The sequence below is a fragment of the Arcicella gelida genome, from assembly GCF_034931025.1.
In the GTDB taxonomy this organism is placed as follows: domain Bacteria; phylum Bacteroidota; class Bacteroidia; order Cytophagales; family Spirosomataceae; genus Arcicella; species Arcicella gelida.
The window spans coordinates 21,686-46,503 of the sequence record NZ_JAYGIL010000007.1 but is presented as its reverse complement, the minus strand read 5'-3'; the positions used below and the strand labels follow the sequence as shown (position 1 = coordinate 46,503).

General features: G+C 39.0%; 11 protein-coding genes. 3 read left to right on the top strand and 8 right to left on the bottom strand.

Features of this window, described 5'->3' with window-relative positions:
- Positions 1-14: 14 nt before the first annotated feature.
- Together VB776_RS07395 and VB776_RS07390 are read right to left on the bottom strand one after the other, a co-directional pair.
- Positions 15-2,546, bottom strand: coding sequence for a glycoside hydrolase family 2 protein (locus tag VB776_RS07395; protein ID WP_323327568.1), 2,532 nt, complete (start codon positions 2,544-2,546; stop codon positions 15-17).
- Positions 2,547-2,604: 58 nt separating this feature from the next.
- Positions 2,605-5,067 (bottom strand): glycoside hydrolase family 95 protein, encoded by a 2,463-nt coding sequence (locus tag VB776_RS07390; RefSeq protein WP_323327567.1) that lies wholly within the window; start codon positions 5,065-5,067, stop codon positions 2,605-2,607.
- 177 nt (positions 5,068-5,244) lie between these two features.
- Here VB776_RS07390 and VB776_RS07385 point away from each other — a divergent pair, with 177 nt between their 5' ends.
- Together VB776_RS07385 and VB776_RS07380 are read left to right on the top strand one after the other, a co-directional pair.
- Positions 5,245-9,435: a hybrid sensor histidine kinase/response regulator transcription factor gene (locus VB776_RS07385; protein ID WP_323327565.1), complete on the top strand. Its 4,191-nt coding sequence runs from the start codon at positions 5,245-5,247 to the stop codon at positions 9,433-9,435.
- A 234-nt stretch (positions 9,436-9,669) separates the two neighbouring features.
- The gene (locus tag VB776_RS07380) at positions 9,670-10,533 is read left to right on the top strand and encodes an AraC family transcriptional regulator (protein ID WP_323327563.1); all 864 of its coding nucleotides are present in this window, start codon (positions 9,670-9,672) and stop codon (positions 10,531-10,533) included.
- A gap of 224 nt (positions 10,534-10,757) precedes the next feature.
- Here VB776_RS07380 and VB776_RS07375 read toward each other — a convergent pair whose 3' ends face one another.
- The 6 genes from VB776_RS07375 to VB776_RS07350 form a co-directional block, all read right to left on the bottom strand.
- Positions 10,758-12,383, bottom strand: a complete 1,626-nt coding sequence (locus VB776_RS07375) for a RagB/SusD family nutrient uptake outer membrane protein (RefSeq protein WP_323327561.1) — start codon at positions 12,381-12,383, stop codon at positions 10,758-10,760.
- 20 nt (positions 12,384-12,403) lie between these two features.
- Positions 12,404-15,616, bottom strand: coding sequence for a SusC/RagA family TonB-linked outer membrane protein (locus VB776_RS07370; RefSeq protein ID WP_323327559.1), 3,213 nt, complete (start codon positions 15,614-15,616; stop codon positions 12,404-12,406).
- A gap of 274 nt (positions 15,617-15,890) precedes the next feature.
- Positions 15,891-18,278: a glycoside hydrolase family 95 protein gene (locus tag VB776_RS07365; protein ID WP_323327557.1), complete on the bottom strand. Its 2,388-nt coding sequence runs from the start codon at positions 18,276-18,278 to the stop codon at positions 15,891-15,893.
- Between the two features lie 262 nt (positions 18,279-18,540).
- Positions 18,541-20,082: a RagB/SusD family nutrient uptake outer membrane protein gene (locus VB776_RS07360; protein WP_323327555.1), complete on the bottom strand. Its 1,542-nt coding sequence runs from the start codon at positions 20,080-20,082 to the stop codon at positions 18,541-18,543.
- Positions 20,083-20,100: 18 nt separating this feature from the next.
- Positions 20,101-23,217, bottom strand: coding sequence for a SusC/RagA family TonB-linked outer membrane protein (locus tag VB776_RS07355; RefSeq protein ID WP_323327553.1), 3,117 nt, complete (start codon positions 23,215-23,217; stop codon positions 20,101-20,103).
- 558 nt (positions 23,218-23,775) lie between these two features.
- Complete coding sequence (locus tag VB776_RS07350; protein ID WP_323327551.1) at positions 23,776-23,943, bottom strand: hypothetical protein; 168 nt, start codon at positions 23,941-23,943, stop codon at positions 23,776-23,778.
- Between the two features lie 115 nt (positions 23,944-24,058).
- Here VB776_RS07350 and VB776_RS07345 point away from each other — a divergent pair, with 115 nt between their 5' ends.
- A complete protein-coding gene (locus tag VB776_RS07345) occupies positions 24,059-24,655 on the top strand; it encodes a hypothetical protein (protein ID WP_323327549.1) in 597 nt (198 codons plus the stop codon).
- The last annotated feature ends 163 nt before the right edge of the window (positions 24,656-24,818 follow it).

Sequence of the window (24,818 nt, the reverse complement as noted above, 5' to 3'; positions counted from 1 at the left end):
TCTATTTTTCAATCTTACTCTCCGTAAACTTCAAACTCGCTTAAACCGATGATTGAGTTACTATTTGGGGTACTAAAAGCAATTCTAACCAGCCCAGCTTTTACTTTTTCTTTAAAAGTATGCGTAAGTAAAGTTTCTTTGCTTACTTGTGTGTGTTGCGTTGATAAGGTTATCCAATTGATGCCATCGTTACTAATTTCAATGCTGTAATCAACAAGGCCATCTTGCGGAAAGGCAAGTTTTATTTCTGTGAGGTGGTAGGTATTTTCTAAGTCGATTTGTAACCATGCCACTTTGTTATTGCCTTGTGCTTGCCAATAGGTTTGAAGCGAACCATCGTTTACATAACGCCCTGTATGGCTTGCTTCTTCGCTTGATACTCTGGTTGGACGGTTGAATACCAAATTCACTTTTCCTTTACGTTCGGCAGGCATGATGTCGTCAAATTTCACATAAGGACGCTCTGCAATTTTGGGCGTTTTACTCGCCAAATATACAGGGGCATTTTTAGAAACAATGGTAATAAAAGCATCGGGCAAGCCAGCCGAAGAAGCTTTGATAACCGACGTGCCAGCATAATGTGAACGGAACTCAATCGCCGCTTTTCCATCTCTTATGGCAATATTAGATTTATTGGAGAAAGTGATGGATGAACCACCCGGAAACTCGCCTGGGCCAGAAACCAAGGTGAGCGTTACATCTGGCGAACTGCTCAATTCTCTGCCTTGGGCATCCAGTACTGTTACCAACAAATGTACGTCGTCTGTTCCATCGGCTTGTTGAATCACGGTTTTATCGGCACTCAATTTGAGTTGAGCTGGTGTTCCTGCTACGGTTGGTGCTGGTGGTTCTATGCCTAAGTATGTTTTACGGTACCAGTACCATTTATTTTTTGGAATACGCTGATAATCAATGATTCCCATTTGTCCTAATTGCCCAGCGTGCGTACCATAATCAAAACCCGACCAAATGGCTTGTCCGCTTCTCCATTCAAATTGTGGTTGTGATTCCATATCGCCCCAACCAGCGTCGTATTTGCCCGGACGAAAATCAATCACCGAACCATATTCACTTACCACACTGGCAACACCCGGTTTGATAAACAACCTTGCACCGTCTCCATTGTAGCCAGCAATATCGCCCAATTTATCAATTTCTCCTCGTTGCGAACCACCGATAGCCGCCGCCCGTGTTGGGTCGAGTTGGTGGCTGTATGCTACCAATTCCTTCAAAAGTTCACGTACTTTTGGCATGGTACTTTGATGCGTAAAGAACGGCTCGTTACACATACTCCACGTAATGATAGAAGGGTGATTACGATTGACCCGAATCATTTCTCTTAAACTGGTTTTCAAACTTTCGCCAAAAGGCTTGCTATCTTCATCGTAGTAAGGGTAAGTACCTGGTCCTTGAAACCAACCACCTTCACCCGTAGCACCGCCAACACCCCAAAAATTATTTTCAGACCAAAACAACATCCCTAATTTATCGCAAGCATCGGCAAAAGCAGGGTCGTGTGGGTAATGCGACCCACGGATAAAGTCAAATCCTGCGTCTTTGATTAATTGCACATCTCGGTAAAAACCTGTATTCGTTACGGCACTCGACCAACCAGCATGGTCTTGGTGTACGTTTGCACCTTTGAAATAATAATGTTCGCCATTCAAGAAAAAGCCTTTATCGGCTGTCCATTCTACCCACCTGAAACCAAAAGGTGTTTCGTATTGATCAAGCAAGATCTTACCATTTTCATATAATTTGCTTACCAATTTATACATAAATGGATGTTCTGGATGCCAAAGTTTGGGCTGAGAAATGCTATTACCTGTTTGCTCGAATGTTGCCAAAGTATTGGCAGGAATCGTTTGGGTAGAAGAAAATGTATCTACCACTTTGCCAGTAGGGTCAAAAACAGACGTGCGAAGCTCTATTTTTTTACTGCTATTACTTTTGTTTTCTACTTCGGTACTTACAGATACAAGACCTTCTTTCGCCGAAACCTTAGGCGTTTTTACAAAAGTTCCGTACCATGTAACGTGCGTCGGATTGGTGACAATCAACGAAACGTCACGATAAATACCCCCTGTAAAATTGTGGTCGCCGTTACGTGGGGCAATTCTCGGACTCCAGTGGTTCGACAAGCGAACAGCAAGGGTATTATCACCCACTTTCAGGGCTTTGGTAATATCTACAGCAAAGCCAGTGTAGCCACTTGCGTGTGTACCTACCAATGTACCATTGACAAATATTTCGGCTTCACGGAACGCACCTTCAAATTCTAAAGCAATGTTTTTATTTTTCCAAGAAGCAGGTACGGTAATCGTTTTGCGGTACCAGCCAAAGCCCACATACCAGCGAGCTTCCTGAAAATACGGTAAGCTAAAATTGTGAGGAAGGTTGATGTTTTTCCATGATTTATCACTGAAAGTTGCTTTTTCGGCTTGAGTTGTATCGCCTAAAAAAAACTTCCACGCTCGGTTGATATTGATTTTACTCCTAACCGACTGTGCTTGCAAGTTGCTGCTGAAAAGGCAAAGCAATGCCATTAACCCTATGGGTAGGGTAAACTTACTATTACATTTCATCTGTTAATAAAGATAAATTTTAAAGTGATTCTACAAGATAAACACGTCCTTTTGTGGTGTTGAAAGTGGTTGTATAGCCGAAAGGATCTTTTACAGATTTTACGGTAAGTCCCTTGATAGCTACTGGCGATTGAGTACGAATTACACATTTTTCGCCAACCAACGATTTGATGGTAGCTTGTTTCAAGCTTGCATTTTTCCACTGAATGGCTACTTCAAAGCCATTGCGTGCTTTCAAACCTTTCACCTCACCTTTTTCCCAAACGTTAGGAAGTGCAGGCAATAACTCTATTTCACCTCCGTGGCTTTGCAAGAGCATTTCGGCAATACCAGCCGTTCCGCCAAAATTGCCATCAATTTGGAAAGGCGGATGAGCACAGAAAAGGTTATAATACGTGCCACCAGCATCCGACATATTGATGGTGTTGTTGTAGGTAGGTTTCAGTAAGTTTTGCAATAATTGATGTGCCCTATTGCCGTTTTTCAACCTTGCCCAAAAGCTAATTTTCCAAGCCAAGCTCCATCCAGTACCCACGTCGGTACGTACTTCCAACGATTTTTGAGCAGCTTTGGCATAGTCAGGCGTTTTGTAGGCATCTATCCAAGTACCCGGATAAAGGGCGTACAAATGCGATACATGGCGATGGGTAATATCTCTTTCTTTAAATTCTTCTGCCCACTCCATCAACCTGCCATCCGTACCAATTTTAGGAAGCATCAGGTTGTTGAGGGCTGTTTTTATTTTACTTAAAAGTGGATTGTTGTCGTTGAGGTCTTTGGCTGCCAATAACACAGTACTAAAAATTTCCTGAATTACTTCTTGGTCATGCGAAGGAGCCATACTCATCGAAACCACCGAGCCATCGGGGGCATAAAAATTGTTTTCGGGCGAGGAAGTAGGGCCAGAAACAAGCTTGCCTGTGCGTGGGTCTTGCACCAACCAATCTAAATAAAATTCAGCCGATTTGAGTAGCGTTGGATATACTTTTTGTAAATACGTTTTGTCTTTTGTGTAGGTATAATGTTGCCACAAATGTTGAGAAACCCAACCACCCGCAGCTATGTGCATACCCCAACTTGGATGCTCGCCCGGTGCGGTATAGCCCCACACGTTTGTTACAGGATGCACAATCCAGCCTTTGGCTTTGTATTGAACAGCAGCCGTGCGTTCGCCGGGTTTTACAATTGACTGAATCAATTCGAGGATGGGCGTATTACATTCGGCAAGGTTTGTTACGTTGGCAGGCCAATAATTCATTTGAGCATTGATGTTCACGTGGTAGTCGCCATTCCAAGGGGTTTGGATTTTATTCGACCACATTCCTTGCAAATTGGCAGGCAAACTTCCTTTTCTCGAAGACGATACCAACAAATAGCGACCAAACTGAAAATACAACTCTTGTATATGCAAATCGTTGGCAGTAGAATTGTTGGTCAAGCGCACATCAGTTGGAATAGTATCAGTACTTATTTTTGATAAATTTAAACTTGCTTTGCTCATCAAAGATGAAAAATCTTGCGTATGATTTTTTAGTACCAACGCATAAGGCTTGGCTGTTACCTGAGCCAATTGTTTTTGCGTAGTTTCTACTGGATTGTCGCCAATAAAAGTTGGATATGCCTGTTTGTAATCGGTAGAAGCAACCACGTATAAAGTAACCTCATTGGCATTCTTCACTTCCAACACACCATTCTGATAAGAGATACTTCCGCCTTGACTGAGGGCTTTCAAACGAGTAGCGTATTTCATGCCATCGCCTTTGTTGCCATTATCCATGCTACCAGTCATCAATAATTGGTCTTTTAAGGTCTGTACTGCAAAACGTTCTGTTCGAGAAAGCGATGCCTTAAAGCTCAAAGCTCCTTTTTTATTGGTGGTAAAACGAATGAGCATGGCACGGTCTGGATAACTCACAAACACTTCTCTTCTAAAATCAACGCTTTCTTGGGTGTAGGCAATGTTTACAAGCCCTTTGCTTAGGTCTAATTTACGGGTATAATTGGAGTAAGCAGTATTTTTTTCAAAATCAATCTTTAAATCGCCTAATAATTGATAACTTCCATAAGGGTCGTTTGTGCCATTTCCTTTGCTCGTACCAACACCTTTGGCGATTTGAGTTTTATTGGTTAGTTCGTTGGCTTCTTTATAATTGCCTTCAAAAAGTAATTGCCTAATTTGGGTCAAATAAGCCGATGCGTCCGGGTTGTCGTTATCGCTTGGGCTTCCCGACCACAAGCTTTTTTCGTTGAGTTGAATGCGTTCTTGATTGACATCACCAAACACCATTCCAGCCAAAAAGCCATTACCAATAGGAAAAGCTTTGAGCCATTCGGGGTCGTTGTTCCAACCTTTATTAACATCGGCAGTTGTGGCGTTGGCAGGTTGTTTGTACCACACGTTTAACGGGACTTGCTGTTGGGCAAAAGCCAAACGTACAAAAATACTACATAAAATACACGAAGTTGTAAACTTGTTTAACATCACGAGAGAGTCTTAGGTAAGTAATGATAATTTTGTCGTTATTAAATCTATGCAAAACTATCGTATTTTTATTATATTTTTGGCGGTATAAATATCCAAATAAGGAGGGTATTTCATTCAATCATGGGTATATTATACTATTTGGTGCTTCTTTTATTAAATTGAATAGTAATGATTATGGATGTGATATTTGATAAAATAAAAGGGGGTAAAGTTTTACTACTACTGGGATTCTTGTTGGTAAGTGTGGTCAAAAGTAAGGCTCAATTCGACCCCAATAAGTATAAATTTGAACGCCTGTCTGTAGAAGATGGGCTACCTCATAGCGATGCACTGGCAAGTGTACAAGACAAACAAGGGTTCGTTTGGATTGCTACGAACAAAGGTTTGTGCCGATATGACGGATATCAACTTAAGCCATATCATTTACCCCAAAACGACCAATTGATTTTGCCAAACGATAGAATACAATCGTTGTATGTGGGTAGCGATAGCCTTTTGTGGGTTGGTACAGAAAGTAACGGTATTTATATATATGACCCCACAAAAGATGGTTTTCAAGCATTAGATTTTACCTTGGTAAAAACGATGGTGGTGTTGGTGAAAACACTGAAAAGTGCCCATATTTCTTGTATTAGCTCCGATACGGAAGGTAATTTATGGGTTGGCACAGCTAAAAATGGACTTTATAAATTACAACGACGAAACAAAACAGCTATTACGGCTATCATACAAATTGCTCCTGCTCGGAGCAATCCCAATTTTCAGGTAAGTAACATAGGGATAGATGCCCAGGATAATATATTGGTTGGTACTTCTATTGGGCTTTTTTACGCTTTACCTCGCACTAATATGTTGGTAAATACACCTTGGTTTGAGGCGAAATACATAGACCAACTACTTATCGACCAACACAAAAATATATGGGTGGCAAGTGAAAATCATCTTTATTGGTTGCCCAATCAAAAGGGGCAATACCAAAAGCTCTACAGGCTGCAAAGTGAATATTCTGAGGTTTATGCGCTACATTTAGATTCGTATAATAATTTATGGATTGGAAGCGAAACCAAAGGTTTGGTCATGATTCAGGCAAAACCCAAGACTGTTGCAGGAGAGTTACCTTTGGTAGAAGAGAAAATGATTAAATTTGAAGACAACGAAACGGGTGGAGCTGATTTTAACCTAAGAAGAATTAGGCATATTTATGAAGATAAATTTAAAGTCTTATGGATTTCGACCCAAGCAGGTGGTGTAAGTAAGTTAGATTTGCAACAAAAACAGTTCGGACAGTTATGTCCCGACAAAATCGGTAGTCGTTTCAAACCTACCCATTACATCAAGGCAATTTGCAAAGACGAAGCCCGTCAGTTGCTTTGGATAGGTACTTGGGGAGGTATCGTTTCGTATGATTTTCGTAGTAAACAGTACAAAAAATACCATGTACAAAATGTAAACAATCGGCTTTTCAATTTTGATGTTTCGGTTATTGTAAAAGATAGTAGGCAAGATATTTGGGTAGGTACAAACTCACAAGGGCTTTATAAATTAGGCAATGATGGACAGTTCTATCTAGTAAAACATAAACTTGGTAAAGGTATTGTTTCGGCTCTATGTACAGATGCTTATGGACAAATGTGGCTGGCAATACCTTCCGTAGGCATTTGTTTGTTTAATCCTAATGACGAAAGTATCAAGCCTTTTTTCCCAGTAAAAACCTCTATTCAGCCTCAAGAAGTAACCTTTTTTTTCTATGATTCGAGTAAACATTTACTTTGGGTTGCATCTAAACAAGGATTGTATAAATACCAAATTCAACAAGGAGGGATTCGATTCTTACACCGATTTACGCACCAAGAAGGCGATGTACAAAGTCTAAAAAACAATTATATATGGGCTTTGCAACAAGACAAAAAAGGTAATCTGTGGATTGGTTCTATTGGCGGTGGCTTGCACAAACTGTATGTAAACGCCCAAGGGAAAGATGTCATTCAGCGTTATGATGCGTTTTTGCCAGAGCAAGACGTAGAAATTATTTTAGAAGATGAAAATGGTACTTTATGGATTGGTGGCACAGGACTTTATCGTTTTAATCCTGCAAACAATCAGTATATTAGGTATGATGTAAACGATGGGCTACAAAGTAACTCTTTCAAGGTAGGGGCAGCTTGGAAAGCTGTTGATGGAACGCTCTTCTTTGGGGGTATTAACGGCGTTTCTTATTTTCAACCCAATACCATTAAAATCAATACGTTTGCCCCTATTCCTCAGATTGTTGGCTTGCGTGTGGGTAACAAACTAGTACAGGTTGGTGATACACTTGATGAGCGGGTCTTACTCAATAAAGTTATAGATAAACAGACCAAAATTGTATTAAACTATTTTGAAAATAACTTTGCTATCGACTTTGTCGGACTTAATTATACCAATCCCCATAAAAATATTTACGCTTATCGCCTCATTGGGCTAAGTGACGATTGGATAACTACACAACAGCAACGCAACGTCAATTTTTCTAATCTTGCTCCAGGTACTTATACTTTTGAAGTAAAAGTAGCCAATGGGGATGGCATTTGGTCGAAAGAGCCAGCTACACTTTCGTTGGTAGTTTTGCCCCCGTGGTGGCAAACGTGGTGGGCTTATTTGATTTATACCCTGATCGTAGCCGGTGGTTTATGGATTTATTATCGAATTACTGAAACCCAACGAAAACTCAAAGAACAATTATTGATAGAAAGCTTAAAGTATGAAAAAGAAAAGGAGTTATCAGAAATGAAACTTAGTTTTTTTACTAATGTATCGCACGAATTACGCACGCCACTTACACTCATTTTAGGTCCAATCGAAGAATTAGTTACAGCCATTAGGTCGTCATCAAATGGTTTATCTGAAAAGGCCTATTTGGTACAACGCCAAACCCGTAAGCTTTTAGAGTTGGTTAATCAGCTTTTAGAGTTTAGAAAAGTAGAATCAGGGCTTATTTCTATGCAGTACAGAAAAACTGAAGCAATAACTTTTTTAAGAGAAATCTTCTGGATTTTTGGTATAAAAGGCGAAGAATTGGATATTGAATATACCCTTGAAATGCCCGATGAAGAGGTGTATTTTTATATTGATAGAGAAAAAATAGAAATTGTACTCCTCAATTTACTTTCTAATGCCTTTAAATTTACACCTGCCAAAGGTAACATCACCATGCGTATTTCCGTAGTTGGGTCATCTACACAGACTACGGTATGGAAAAACCAGCAATTGAATGATAACTTTTTGGTAATTAGTCTGAAAGATACAGGCATTGGCATTGAGGCAAAAGAATTATCAAAAATCTTTGACCCCTATTACCAAGCAGCTCATACAGAGTCGCTCAAAGTAATGGGTACAGGCATTGGCTTGTCTTTAGTAAAGCAATTTGTAAAAGCACATGGCGGTGAAATAAGTGTAAGTAGTACCGTAGGAGTTGGCACAACGTTTACTGTTCATCTACCTTTAGGTAAAGAGCATATTTCTACCCAAAGCCTTATTAAAGAAGAAGATGTTTTTATGGAAAGTATCACCTCATCTGATGGTACAACACAAGCCGACCAATCATTATTTAAGACAGGGCATCAATCCAACTGGCATGTACTCATTGTAGAGGATAATGCCGAAATACGCCTGTATTTACAACAACTATTTGAAAAAGTATACCAAGTAAGTACTGCTACTGACGGACAAGAAGGCTACGAAAAAGCCCTAAGTACTATGCCAGATGTGATTATCAGTGATATTATGATGCCCGAGGTAAACGGCTTAGAGCTTTGTAAAATGATACGAAATAACCCCAAAACGCTTCATGTTCCGGTATTGTTACTTACTGCACGCACGGCATCTATCCATGAAATTGAGGGCTTGGAAATGGGGGCTGACGATTATATTAGCAAGCCCTTCAACCCCCATGTATTGCTTACAAAAGTGACAACGCTTTTACAAAACAGGCTCAAGATAAAGGAGTATTATAGCAAGCAAATTTTACAAGAACCAACCCACATTGTTATTCCAGACGAAGAGCGAGTATTTTTAGAAAAAGCTATGAGAATAGTCGAAGAAAATTTAGAAAACTCCGCCTTCAATGTGCAAGCTTTGTTGAAGGAATTAGGCATGAGTCAGCCTGTTTTATACCGAAAAATCAAAGGTATTACAGGCAAATCAGTCGTTGAGTTTATTCGAGATGTACGGCTTAAGCGGGCGGCGCAACTCTTGAGTACATCTAATTTAAGGGTTTCAGAAGTAACGGGAATGGTTGGCATAGAAGATTCAAAATATTTTCGACAACATTTTCAAGAGCTATTTGGGTGCTCGCCCTCGGAGTATGCTAAAACGAATAAAAAATAGCTTTGTACATAAAAATTGTTGCCTATGGCTAGTCAAGAGATAAAATAAATGAGGACGGTATTATTTCGCCCTCATTTTTGAATTAAATCCCCCCGATTTACTGCCTAAAGCTCACCTACATTTGTACTATTCAAATGATTATTTATGAAATAGCAGGAATTTTTACTTTTTTCTCATAAATAATACTTGAAAGCAAATGGTCATATTAATCAGGATTATTAGGCAACATCACTTATGAAACCTCATCTTTTACAAGTTGCAACTGTGCCGAATCGTTCATTCAGTATTCGTCAGGAACTCATGCCCAATGTCAATTCAAGATGGCATTGCCACGCCGAGGTAGAAATGGTGCTCTTTCACAGAGGCAGTGGCACTCAGTTTGTTGGTGACAGCATCCGTCGCTTTAAGGCTGGCGATGTTGTATTAATAGGTACAAATTTACCGCACTATTGGCATTACGATCATGAGGATTATGCCACTCATGCTAAGTTTCCTTATGCAACGGTTATACATTTTTCAGAAAATTTTTGGGGTGACAGATTTCTCAATTTACCCGAAAATAAAGGCATCAAGTATGTATTGGAACGAGCCAAAAGAGGTATTTTTTTGGAAGAAAACCTAAAACTAAAAGTAGCCGATTTAATAGAAAAATTATACCATGCAGAAGGCAGTTACCGCCTCATGTTATTGATGGAAAGTTTGCAAATTGCCAGTCAGTGCGATAATAGCAGTTTATTGGCTTCTATTGGTTTTCGGCACGAAACATCTGATATTGAAAACGAGCGACTCAATATGATATATAATTACACCCTGCAAAATTTTCATAACAAAATTAGTTTAGACGAAGTAGCATCTTTGGTAGGTTTAGCTCCCAATTCCTTTTGTAGGTATTTTAAATCGAAAACAGGCAAGCAATATTCTCGTTTTTTGTTGGAAGTACGGGTTGGCTATGCTTGTAAATTGTTGCTCAATGGTCATTTGACACTCAAGCAAATTTGCTATGAAAGTGGCTTTAATAATTTTACTTGTTTTTACGAAAAATTTAAATTATTAACAGGTGCAAGCCCAGCTATTTATCAAAAAACCTATGTTCGATAAGTCATGCAAATGCCCTTATTGTTTGGGTATAAAGTGTTAATAATCAATCCACTAGTTCACAATTTTGCATTAGTACTTCATGATTAAAAAAGAGTTAAACGGTATGCTTATGTTTGGCATACTGTTTAACTCTTTTTTGTACTCCTTACGGCATTAAGTGGTAATTGAAAATTGTAAGTGTCTTATAATTAATAAATTAACTCACAATTAACTCAATCACTAACTTAGTAGCCATCATTTTGAATGAGTTTAGGGTTGGCATCAATTGTACTTTGAGCAAGTGGCCACCAATAATGCTTAGTTGCTACAAATTTCTTCGCAGGGGTTACGTTGAGGGTTGGGCCTTTGGGTAAGTTGTTCAGAACAGCATCAGCAATTTTCCAACGGCGAATATCAAAATACCTTACTCCTTCGTAGCCTAATTCCCATTTTCTTTCATTTTGGATAGCTGTACGCATAGCATCTTTCGATAAACCTGTGGCTAAGTTGGGCAAACCAGCTCTGCTTCGAATTTGGTTGATAGCGGCATATACAGTTGCATCTGGGCCACTAATTTCGTTTTGAGCTTCGGCATACATGAGTAGTACATCGGCATATCTCAACACAATGGTATTGGGCGCTTGTTCGTTATCGTATGCTTGGTTTTTGGCAGATGGGTCAACACCTTTGCGAATAGACATCGGATATGCCGCTTGAAATGTACCACCAGGAAAACTGTTTACACGGTCGATATTAAAGATAGAGCCATCAGGCAATGTTGAAATGCCCGCCACAAAATAAGTTGTATAGAAACGAGGGTCTCTGTTTGCCCAAGGATTTGCTGCCGAATACAAGGGCGAAGTAGCGGCAGTTAAACCATCTTTCATCAAATATGAGTCGGCATATTCAGGCGTAATTGCCGAAGAACCCCAGCCACCAGCTACTCCACCTTGAGTTGGCAAAGTACGAGGACCAAAAGGAAGCAAATTATTACCACCTTCTTGCGAGTTGTTGGCGGTGTATTCAATATTGAATAGTACTTCTTTATTGTCTTCGTTGCTTACCGAGAAAATATTATCATAGCTCGATTCCAAACCAACTAAAGTAGGGTTCTGCGTAGCAATTGTCATCAATTCAGAAGCGGCAGTTTTGGCAGCTTCCCATTTTTTGGTATCACCAGAAGGATTGAAAAGTGGACTTGCCGCATAAGTTAAGACTCTTACTTTCATCCCTAAAGCAGCCTGTTTAGTGGCTCTACCTTTTTGACTATTGAATGGAGTAAGCGACAATTTCTGTGCAGCTTCGTCAAGGTCGGCAACTACTTGTGTTAAAACCGATTCTTTTGAATCTCTCGGTACTTTTGCCTCACTAACAGGCAATTGTTTTAAAACCAAAGGAACATCGCCGTACAAACTTACCATTCGGAGGTAGGTAATTGCTCGTAAAAACTTTACTTCTCCTTCGTATATTTTTTTGGTATTGGCATCAATACTTGCCTTATCCATATTGTCTAATATGGTGTTGGCCCAACCAATAGCTCTGTAACCATAGTCCCAAATGAATCTTACGTTATCGGTAGTTGGGGCAAGGTTTCCGTTAGAAATATCGTACCAAGGTGTATGCCACGAAAACTGGAAGTATGCCGCATCACTGGCTACTTCCCAATACAAATCTCCAGCATAAACGCCGTTACGTCCAACATTTCCTTTGCCTTGCATATAGTTATATAGACCATTTACGGCAAGGTCAAAGTCTTCTTGTGTTTTGAAGAAATTTTGGGTACTTATCGAGTCTAAAGGACTTAGTTCCAGTTTATCAGTACATGCGTTCAATAAAAAACACATTACTGTTAGAATACATATTTTTTTCATAATCCAGTATATTACATCAATTAAAATTCAACATTTACGCCCGCAGAGAATATTTTCACTTGTGGAATACCACTTCTGTCTAATCGAGCACTCTTTTCTGGGTCAAATCCTTTGAAATTTGTCCACGTAAGTAAATTTTGACCACTTACATATACTTTAAGGTTTTTAAAGAAATTGGTTTTAACCAAATCTTTAAAGTTGTATTCCAACGTGATATTCTTCATTCTCAAGAACGAACGGTCTTGTACGAAGAAAGAGTTGGTCATTTGTGTATTTGGGCCAGAAGTATCCCATACACGAGGCATTGTTGTACTTGGGTTGCTTGGTGTCCAACGATTGAGCCACTGTTCGCCAAAGTTTGAGCCTTGGAACGTTGGTATAAAATACTCATAAGAGCCATACGTTTGAGCATCTCCAATGCCTTGGAATTGAGCCGATAAGGTAAACTTTTTGTACGATACCGAAGCATTAAATCCATACACCCAACTTGGAGACTCTTTCCCTAGTACTTGTCTATCGTTGGCATCAATTTTACCATCTTTGTTGAAGTCCTCGTATTTCAAATCGCCAGAAGCTGTACCACTGAATTGCTTAGGTGAGTTATCTACTTCGCTTTGATTTTGGAAAATACCTATAACTTTCAAGCCATAAAGGGCATCAACGGGTTGACCTCGCAAAAGGGCATAATTTCCATCGATTACTCTATCTTTCTCATCACTCGATTCAGGGTTGATGTAAACCAACTCGTTTTTGTTGTAGGCTGCATTGCCTCCAATGCTAAATGATACATCTCCAATTTTGTCGTTGTAGTTTACCGCCAATTCAATCCCTTTGTTTTGTACACTTGCTAAGTTTGAAGTAACAGAGGAGAAACCTGTATTAGAAGGCAGTGGCGTATTATAAATGATACCTTTAGCATTTTTCTGATAGGCATCGGCTACGATGCTAAGTTTTGATTTGAATAAGAACAAATCGAAACCAATATTGGTCGTAGTAGAAGTTTCCCATTTAAGGTCTGGGTTGCCATAAGTCGTTTGTACAGCACCGCCTACCGTAACATTGTTGAAGTTGTAGTTGTTACCAAAACCAATCAGTGCTACATAAGGGAAATCAGAGGAAGCATATTGGTTACCCAATTGTCCCCAAGAAGCTCTGATTTTCAAGAAGTCTATCACATTTTGTTGCTTCATGAAACTTTCGGAAGTCATTACCCAACCTAAAGAGAAAGCTGGAAAAACCCCAAAACGGTTATTTACCCCAAAACGAGAAGACCCATCTCTTCGTACTGTAGCTTCAAAAAGGTATTTACCATCATACGTGTAGTTGAATCTACCGAACTGAGAAACCAAGGCGTTTTGGGTAGCAGTACCTCCGTTGTTTTGAGTAGAAGGGTCGCCCGCCGAAAGGATTCTTGTTTCGTTTGATGAGAAATTTCTACGAGAAGTATAGTTGTAAGTCCATGTATTTTTCTCATAGCTATAGCCCCCCATGATTCCCATTTGGTGTTTGCCAATAGTTTTGTTGTATGATAATTGAGCATAAGGGTTGATTCTTTTTGATTCGCTGTTGGTCAATGTCAACGAAGACGTTGAAAGTGCACCTGTCAAATCACTCAATTTATACCCTTGTGTCAATAACTCTTGATAACGCCAGTTGTAGCCTGTAAGGTTTGATGCCCAGTCGAAGCGGTCGTAAGGGTTGATATTTACCGTAACGCTACCTCTTAAATGAAGGTCTTTGATAATTTCCCAATCGGCATAGCCCGAGCCTAAAAACGATTGTGTGGTAGAAACTACCTGATTGGCCGCCGACCTTGCCAAGGCATTACCTGCTTGGATAGAGTTGAGTGCCGAAAACGAATATCCATCCAAGATTGCCAACTTTCCATCGCTGGTATAAGCAGGCATTACAGGTGTAGCACGCATAGCATCAAGTACCGACACATACAAAATGTCGCTTGATGGCATATTTTGTTCGCCTCTACTGAATGTTAAGCTTGTTCCAACCTTGAAGTTGTTTAATACTTTTGAGTCAATGTTCAAACGAGTATTGTAGCGTTGATAATTCCCTTGTGTTACGATAGCATCTTGGTTCAATACACCAAATGAAATATAGTAATTGGTATTGGCATTACCACCAGAAATCGACAAGTCGTGTTGTGACATAGCTGCCGACTGTTTGAAAAGCAAGTCCATCCAATTGGTGTTCGTCATATTACCAAAACCTTTGTATGTATTCATGGTAGCAGTCGAGAAAGATGGAGACTTCCCACTGTTTACAGCAGCTTCGTTAGCTAAGGTCATGAAATCCATGGTATTAGAAACCATCTTAGGAAGACTCGTAGCCGAGCTTACCCCATAATAGCCATTGTACTTGATTGTGGGTTTCGCTGATTCTTTTCCTCTTTTAGTTGTCACTAAAATTACCCCGTTTGAAGCTCTCGAACCATAAATAGAAGCAGCAGAGGCATCTTTTAATACGGTAATCGATTCAATATCAGTAGGGTCGATAGAATTGAGCGGGTTGATAGATTTGCTTGGTACACTTCCACCACTGGCATTGAATTGTGGTGTCGATTCGGTAGTAGCAATAACTCCATCAATAATGATTAAGGGGTCTGAGTTTCCGAGTGTTCCTGTTCCACGAATCACAATCTTAGAGTTGTCGTCACCTGCCAAACCTGAGTTTTGGTTAAGGTTTACACCAGCTACTTTACCTGCCAAAGCCTGTGCTGCGTTGGTCAATGGTTGGTTTTCAAATTGTGAGGCTTTGATTACCGACACCGAACCTGTAACGTCGTTTTTCTTTTGTGAGCCATAACCTACCACTACTACTTCGTCTAAGGCTTTGTTGTCGCTGGAAAGTACGATGTTAAAAACAGTTCTGCCACCCACTGTTACTTCTTGGGTTTTGTAGCCTATCATTGAAAACACCAATGTTACATCTCCTTTGTCAGGAATCGTAAATTTGAAGCTACCCTTACTGTCGGTGCTGGTACCTTTAGTAGTACCTTTAATCTTGATGTTGACACCTGGCAATCCTTGACCATTTTCGTCAACTACTTTGCCCGTAATTGTTTGGTCTTGGAAGAATTTAGACTCAATACGCTTATTATTAAAATAAGGTTGATTGATTGTTGACGCTAAAACCTGTGTGGAGTAAATTGCTAGAGAAGAAGCAACAACCGATGACAGAATTAGAGCATTCAAATGACGTAAAGTTTTGTTGTCCATAAAATGACTCAGCTAATCAATGATTGTAAATAATTTGATATAAAAGCTTTTAACGTATCTCAATGTTAGAAACGTAACTAAGGCCTTATTGTTAAACATTGAACGATACAAAGAAAATATATTAAAAAAGAGGCTTTTGGTGGTTATTATCTTTTTAGTAAGCTATCTTAACCTGTTGTAATATTTTATAATAAATAATATATTTTAAGGATAAAAACCCCAATAAATGCTGTTTATTGGGGTTTTTAAACAATACAAGATTGAGTCAATTAGTTTATAGAAAATCTGCGTCGGTTAACGTAAAACTACTCAAAGGTTTTACTGTTAATTGTTTTACTTTATCTTTATAACGTATCGATACCTTGCCTGCTAAACGTGATTTTATAACTACTTTTGTAAGTTTGGTATTTTCCCAAAATACATCTACGGTGTAGCCACCTCTTGCTTTCAGACCTGTTACGTAACCAGTAGGATATTTCGAGGGCAAAGCAGGCAATAAGGCTATTTCGCCCCCTTGGCTCTGCATAAGCATTTCGCCTATGGCGGCAGTCATGCCGAGGTTGCCGTCAATTTGCCAAAATCCAGTAAACTGGCAGGTCAAATTGGTGTAAAGGGCTTTTGAAAAATGTCTATCTAAAACCATTTGTACGCTGTCGCCTTCGGCTAATCTCGCCCAAAAGTTAGCAGCAAATGCCCCCGACCAACTGCCCGTGTTCATGGCATAAGCGGGTTTTCGATAGGTGATGGTTTGACGAATGGCTTTGGCTAAATCGGGCGTTTGATGAAGGGTGATTAAATCACTGGCAACAAGCCCCCAACCATGCGGTACTTGCCCGTTGAATGGCTCGGCGGCATCCCAGTCGTCGTTCCATTCTTGTAATTGCCCCGTTCGTGGACTTATTTTCATTGGGGCTAATCGGGCTAAGACACGGGCAATTTCTAGTTTTTGGGTTTGGTCTTTTCCCAAAATATCAAACGCTTGGAGGGTGTTTTTCAATAATGAACGGATAATTTGCATATCTTGTGCAGCTCCTTCACAAGCCCATACTTTTTCTTTTTTAGCATTAAAATAATGATTTTCAAATGACTCAGACGGATTCGTAACTAAATAACCTTGGCCATCTTCTTGCAAATTATCGACATAAAAAAGGGATGCTTCGTATAAAATTGGAAAGTATTCAGCCAAAAATTGCTTATCCTGTGTAAACAAATAATGCTCCCAAATATGCTGGCATAGCCATGCTCCGCCCACTTGATAAATCGCCCAAAGGCCATTGCCGCCTACTGGCCAAGTGGTTCGCCATAAATCTATGTTATGATGAGCCATCCAACCACGGGAATTGTATAGGTTTTTGGCTGTTTTTTGACCATCTACTGTCGTTTCTCGAATTAAATTTAAAAGCGGTAAATGACATTCAGATAAATTGGCAAGCTCGACAGGCCAATAATTAATTTGAGCATTGCAGTTGATTGTCCAGTTGGCACTCCATGCTGGTTGTAATAAATTACTCCAAATGCCTTGTAAATTAGCTGGTTGCGAGCCTTTTCGAGAAGAAGAAATCAGTAAATACCTGCCAAACTGAAAATACAAGGCTGTAAGGGCTGGGTCTTTGTCTTTGTTATAGTTTTTGATGCGTTGGTCTAAAGGAAAATTATCTTCAGTACTTGTCCCCAAATGAAGATTTACACGTCCAAATAACGCTTGGTAATCTTTGATATGTGCCTGACGTATGGCTTGATATGACTTTCCCAACAAGCCTTTACTGTATGCTTCGCATTGCTTTTTTTCGTCTTTTCCTGCTGAAAAAGGGTCTTTATCAAAACCATTATAACTGGTGGCATCTACAAAAACTAAGGTAGCAAAAGAAGCATTTTGTAGTTTTAATTGGTTGCTATCAGCAAGAATTTGTCCATCGGTTTCAGTAATAAATAATCGCCCTTCAAAACGCATTCCATGCCTATCTTGGTAAATGGGGGGGTGTACGCCTTGATAATTGGGTTCTATATGAATGGGCGCTTGACCATTGATGATGAGCTGCTGGTTGGCAGAATGGGTTTGGTATTTGACCAAGCTTTGGAGAGATGCGATGAGATTGAGGGCCTTTTTTTTGTCTGCGGTAAGACGAATGATGATGGCTTGCTGTGGAAAAGAAGCAAAGATTTCTCTTTTGTAGTTGACTTCTTTTTGCTTGTAAGCTATCGTAACAATGCCTGTTGATAAATCTAATGACCTTTTATATGCTGTTGCTTGGGTTTCATCTTGATTCATTCGTAGTAAAATATCTGCCAAAGGCATATAACTTTGGTTCCAAGCACCAAGCATGTGGCTATTGATGAGCTTTTGGGCTTCTGAGGTATTGCCATGCTTTATTTGTTTTCTTATCTCTTCGAGGTATTGATATGTGCCAGGTTTTTGAATATTACGGGGTTCTCCCGACCAAAAGGTATCGTCGTTTGTTTGGATAAGTTCTTGATTAACAGTGCCAAAAATCATACTACCCATTCTCCCATTGCCAATAGGAATAGCCTCGTTCCAGTTGGAGGCTGGTGTGTTAAAATAGTAATTTAGAGTATTTTTATGGTGACTTTGATTGGGGGACTTTGCTATGTTCTTTAATAAAGAACAACATAAGAATGGCAAAAATAAAAGACTTCTAAGCATGGATTAGGATTATAAATATATAAGTATAAATGATGCGTTGGTAGCTAAAAGAAATAATACTTTGGTTACTGCATTTTTGTAACTCGAAAGCTGTTGCAGACTTCGTCCTTCTAAAAAAAGTGGTGAATGATACTTTTAAAAACCGACTATCAATTTTTAAAAGTATCACTCACCACTAAAAAATGTTACACTAATATTTGTAAGTTACCACAGATAATAAATGTAGTATTTCATATCTGTGGTAGGGTATTAATACTAGGACTTAGTATCCTGAATTTTGAACTAACCCTTTTGTACGGTCGATTTCAGTTTGTGGAATTGGCCAGTAATCAAAAGTAGTTTTGTAAATTTTCTTTTTAAGGTTGGTATTGCCTGGTACAATTTCAAAACCATTCAATTCTTGTACGGCAGTCCCCCATCTTCTTAAATCAAAATAACGGAAACCTTCAAGAGCCAATTCAACTCTGCGTTCGTGTCTGATTCTATCTCTCATTTGTGCTTGTGTCAAGCCTGTTGGTAAAGCAGGCATTCCAACTCTGGCACGAACTTGGTTGATAGCAGCATAAGCATTGGCTGGACCATTGGCTTCATTTTCAGCTTCTGCGTAGTTCAATAATACTTCTGCATAACGCATCAATACAATATCTTGGCTACTTACTGTACTATAACCAGGGTCGCTTTGGGTTGGATCTAGGGTTTTCTTGATAGCCAAACCTGTAGTATTACTGTTGGTAAATGCTTTGAATACCGTTTGCGAACCATTATATTTTTTCCATCCTTTCGATTCATCGTCACCATCTACAAAAACGGTCATTCTCAAACGAGGGTCACGGTTTTCGTAAGGAGTAGCAGCGTTGTACAATGGCGAAGATGAAGTTGGTAAACCATCTTTACATTCGTACTCACTGGCAAGGTCTAACGTAGGTTGTAATGCCAACCAGTTACCAATAACCAAGTCGATACCTTGTACAGGGTATGAATTTGGAGGTAAGTTCTTTACAGAGAATAGAATCTCGTTGTTATTGGTTTGTCCGGGCTTATAGAAAATTTCGCTGAAATTAGTTGAAAGTTTGAATTTACCTCCATCAATAACCGCTTTTGATAAAGTGGCAGCCTCAGCATATTTCTTTTGGAACAACAGTACTCTTGCTTTTAGTGTTTGAGCCGCACCTTTCACCACATGACCGTCAGTATATGCGATGTCTGGTAAACCAGCAATAGCCTTATCTAAATCTTGGATAACCAATGTCAGTACCTCATCTCTGGTTGATTTACTTTTAGACTCTTTGAAAGTAGTAGCTTCTGGTTGTGTTGTAATAATCACATTGCCATAAAGTTGAGCCAATTGGAAGTAAAAATACGCACGCAAGAAATTTGCTTCGGCAAGGTATTTGGTTTTTGCTGCGGCATCCATCGAAATATTTCCAGCGTTTGCCAACAGATTGTTTATAGCAGCGATAGCCTGATAGCTAACTGCATAGCTATTGTAAACATAACCACCAGTATTGGGGGTTGGACCACTAAAGCTGATGTCTTGAATAGCAGCATCCCAAGGATATTGGCTATAAGCATCGTCTGTGAGGGCATCCCATCCTGCTTGGTAAAACAACGAAACAGGAGCACCACCAGTTTTTAGATAAGCATAACAACCCGCCAGAGCCGATTGTACGTCAGATTCTGTTTTCCAGAATACGGAAGTGGATAGCCTATCAAGAGGAGCTACTTCTAAGGCATTCTCTTTACATGACTGAAGTAAAGTAAGCGATAAAGCAAGCAGACAAGATACTTTTTTATATGTTTTCATAATAAAGAAGTTCAAATTTTAGAATTGAGCATTAAGACCAAATGTGAATACCTGATTTTGCGGATACGAAACGTAGTTACCACTGATACTTGTACGCTCAGGGTCAAGTCCAGGGAATTTGCTTATGGTTAGCAAGTTATCTCCTGCAAAATACACTCGTAAAGATTGAAGTTTCACTTTATCAAGCACTACTTTTGGAATGTTATAACCTATTTGTAAGTTTTTCAAACGTACAAACGAAGCATCTTTCAAATAGAAAGTTGAAGCATAGTTTTGTACCGCAGGATAACCATCTGCAATGTAAATTCTTGGCATTGTAGTAGAAGGATTCGTAGGAGTCCATCTGTTTCTCCAATCAGTAGTAGGCACAGAACCCTGTCTAAACGGTTCTACCCCCCAACCATTCACATAAATTTTTTGACCAAATGAACCAAAAATCTGTGCCGATAAATCGAAGTTTTTCCACGTTAAACCTAAATTGACATTGTAAGAAGCCACAGGATAACGGCCAGGCGTGTAGGTTCTGTCGTTAGCATCAATTTTTCCATCGCCATTTACATCTTTAATTTTCAAATCTCCAGGTCTAGGAGTGATAGGCTGCGTTGGCCATGCGTCAATTTCAGCTTGGTTTTGGAAGATACCATCCCATTGGTATAAATAGAATTCATCTAAAGGACGACCTTCTTCACGAATCGTATTGCCACCAATTTCTTTAGCACCATACTCAACTAAAGTATTTTTATATGTTTGAATGTTACCTCCAATTTTATACCCTAAATCGTTAGTAATTTTATCTTGGTACTGTACATCCAACTCAAAACCTGTGTTTTTCACTCTACCGTTGTTTACAGTAGGTGCTCCTAAACCAACATAAAGAGGTACTTGATAGCCACGTAAGATATTGAAAGTTTGTTTGTCGTACCAATCAGCTGTAATATTCAAGCGACCATTTAATAAAGCGAGATCAAGACCAAAGTCTAAAGTTTGCGTAGTTTCCCAAGTAAGTGAAGGGTCCACTAAACCTCCAGCATAGTAGCCAGTTGTAAGGGAGCTACCAAATGGATAAGCTGTGGCAGTCAATACATTTTGATAAGGATAAGTACCGATATTTTGGTTTCCTAATTTACCCCAAGAACCTCTCAATTTTAAATCAGTCAACCAGCTAGCATCTTTCAAGAATGCTTCTTCCGATATTCTCCAACCACCAGAGAAAGCGTAGAATAAACCCCAACGAGTATCAGTTGGAAGGCGAGAAGTACCATCATATCGAGTACTTAAACCTACAAGGTATTTGCCTTTATAATCGTAGTTCAAACGACCATAAAACGACCTAATCGCCCATTCAGAAGCAGTACCACTGTTGTTCATGCCTTCTGCAGGTCCTGCGTCTAATTCTTGTACAAGGTTAGAAGCAAACTCTCTTCTGAAAGCACTCATGAACTGGTCTTTATTTTGTTCTTGTTGAGCTCCCGCCAAAGCATTTACGTGGTGGTCGCCAAAAGTTTTATCATAGTTCAACTGGCTATAAATTACCGTATATAAACTATTATTTTGTGATACATAAAGCCCTAATGTTCCTACGTCAACGTTCCCTGCTGCACTCAAATCAGAATACAAATACATCGGAATCTTTGGTCTAAAATCATAGGTTTTATAGAAAGTAAAGTTAGCTCCACCTCGTGTTTCCCAAACCAATCCTTTAGCCAAATTTACATTTACATAGCCGTTTACTTGTGCGTAGTAGTCGTCAGTAGAGGCATTTACGTTTTCAGCAATTGCCAAAGGGTTTTTGTTACCTGCTTCGTTCGAGAAAGCTCTGAATGTATAACGACCGCTACCATCCCACAATTTTGGTTTGTATAATGGAGACTGAGCTAAGGTTGCTAAAAATAAATCGCCCGAACCCTGTCTTGCACCCATACGTTTACCATAGCGGAGAAGGGTATTCGTACCAAATGAAATAAAATCGTTTACCTTAGAATTAAGGTTGAATTGCAAAGTATATTTTTTGTAATCAAAACCTTTCATTACACCTGGTTGGCTTGTATAACCCAAACCAACGCTGTAATTGGTATTGTCTTTGCCGCCACTTACGTTGAGGTAATGGTTTTGTACATTCACTTTTTGGAAAATATCGTCCAACCAATTGTGGTTAGGGTATTTCTCACGGTCAGTGGCGTTTCTATACAAATCAATTGTAGCTTGCGAATATATAGGGTTTAATCCAGAGTTTACTCTTGCTTCGTTGTTCAACTCCATAAACTCGGCTGAATTAGTAATCAAGTCAGGAAGCTTAGTTGCTTGTGTGATACCATTGTTGTAGGTATAATTAAAGACCAGTTTTCCTGATTTTCCTTTTTTGGTAGTGATAAGCACTACCCCATTAGCACCTCTTGCCCCATAAATTGCAGCTGAAGATGCGTCTTTCAATACCGAAACCGTCTCAATGTCATTAGGGTTGATAGAGCTAAGGCTACCGGGCAAACCATCTACAATGACGAGTGGGTCATTACCCGCACCACTAAATGTACCAACACCACGAATTCTTAGACTAACACCTTCATTACCGGGTTCACCTGAACCTTGTACAACTTGTAAACCAGGTAATTGACCTTGTAGCATTGTTGCAGGGTTGGTCGCAATACGTTTATTAAGCAGTTCACCAGAAGCTACCGCTACAGAACCCGTTAACTCTGTTTTTTTTTGAGTACCATAACCCACGACAACTACTTCCTGTAAATCTTTGGTATCAACACTCATTATAATATCAAGTGAATTCTTACTTCCAACAGTCACTTCTTGTGTTTTGTAACCAACTAACGAAAGTACAAGTATTGCATTTCCTTTGTCAGGAACTGAAAGTTTAAAATCACCATTGCTGTCGGTACTTGTACCTTTGGTAGTACCTTTGAGCTTGATGTTTACTCCAGGTAGTGCTTGACCATTTTCGTCAATTACTTTTCCTGTGATACCCCGATCTTGTAACGTATAATTTGCCTCAATTCGCTTATCACTATAATAAGGATGGTTGATACTGGGAACTGCCAAGACTTGTGTTGATTGTAATGTCAAAGAAGACGCTACAACTGAAGACAACAAAAGGGCACTCCAATTACGTAAAGTTTTGTTTTCCATAAATTTACTTAGCTAATCAATGTTATATTTGTCTGATTTTAAAGCTATTAATTCGTATCAATGATTTATAGCGAATAACTAAGGCCTTAGATTTGGTATTTTCATTGAACGATACAAAGAAAATATATAAATAAAGTATCAATGATAGGATTCTATCCATTTAATCAGCTATTTTAACATATTGTAATATTTTGGACTTTTATTTAAGTATTTAAAGCTGAGTGAAGGAGAGTTTTAAGGAGAATATAAGCAAATAGGTAAAAAATGGTTTCGGAGTGGCTAGGAAGGAATGATGGTTATTTAGATTTTATTTTTGCGTATGATTGAGATTGATATATTATCTCCAAATTGATTTTTTGGACTACTTTAATCAATTTATTACATCAAAGACCCTTTAAATACAAATCTATTCCCAAAATTGAACTCTTCTTATGGGTTAGGTTGAATCTTTCTGTCATAGAATTTTCATTAGGTTATACCAAAGAACACATACTCATTTTGATGCACGCTTTTTGAATCAAATCAGCATAAACCCAATAGCATTATTGAACACCACGGTCAGACCGAATCGTCGTTACGATGATGAACTAATTCACTCTTCTTTTTACGAATTTGCAGAGCCATTTTTAAAGGACCCACTGAATCTTTGGCTTCCAAAGTGGGTTGCAAAGCCAACCAACAATCTTCCGAGACAAGGAAAACATAAGCAAATTCAACTATTTGCATTATTGATAATTAAATGATTTTTTTGCATGAATTTTAAATGAAAAATCTTACATATTTATACACATTCATACACATTCATACACATTCATATACACTATATTAAAAGGAAGTAGTTATGAAACTTGATGAACTGAAAGCACATCTAAAGCCTGGAAGGGTATATCGCAGAGCAGATTTGGAACAATGGTCTAAGTCTGTAGATCGTCATGTTCAGGAACTTGTAAAAAGCAAGGTGCTTCAAAAATTGTCACAGGGCCTTTATTACTATTCCAGCCAAACAGTTTTTGGACAGACACCACCAGACGAAGAAATCTTGGTACAGCAATTTCTGAAGGATGACCGCTTTTTATTGATGTCACCTAATCTCTATAATAGTTTAGGCGTTGGGACTACCCAGCTCTATAACAAGCGTGTCGTGTATAATCACAAGCGTCATGGAGAGTTTATGCTTGGTAAAAGAACGTTTTCTTTTTTTATAAAGCCCCATTTTCCAAAGAAAGTAACAAAGGAATTTTTACTTGTTGACCTTGTTAATAATTTGGAAAATTTAGCAGAAGACAAAGAACAAGTTTTGGAAAAGGTTTATTCAAAGAGACAATTCTTTGATGTGAAGAAATTAGAACGAGCTACTAAAAATTATGGTAGTGTTAAAACAAGAAAACTTTTAGGGAAGCTTTTATCAGCAGAGTCCAATACAGCTTATGCCATCTAAATATTTGCACCATCACCGAAACTTTGTTGACTTGCTGCATAAACAGAACTTTTTGCGACAATACTATGATGCTTGAACCTGCTCTAAATCTAGCAAGTTCAAGCATCGATTGGTACGCCTGAGTACCATGCACACAAAGAGGCACATTTTTCAAAAATTGATT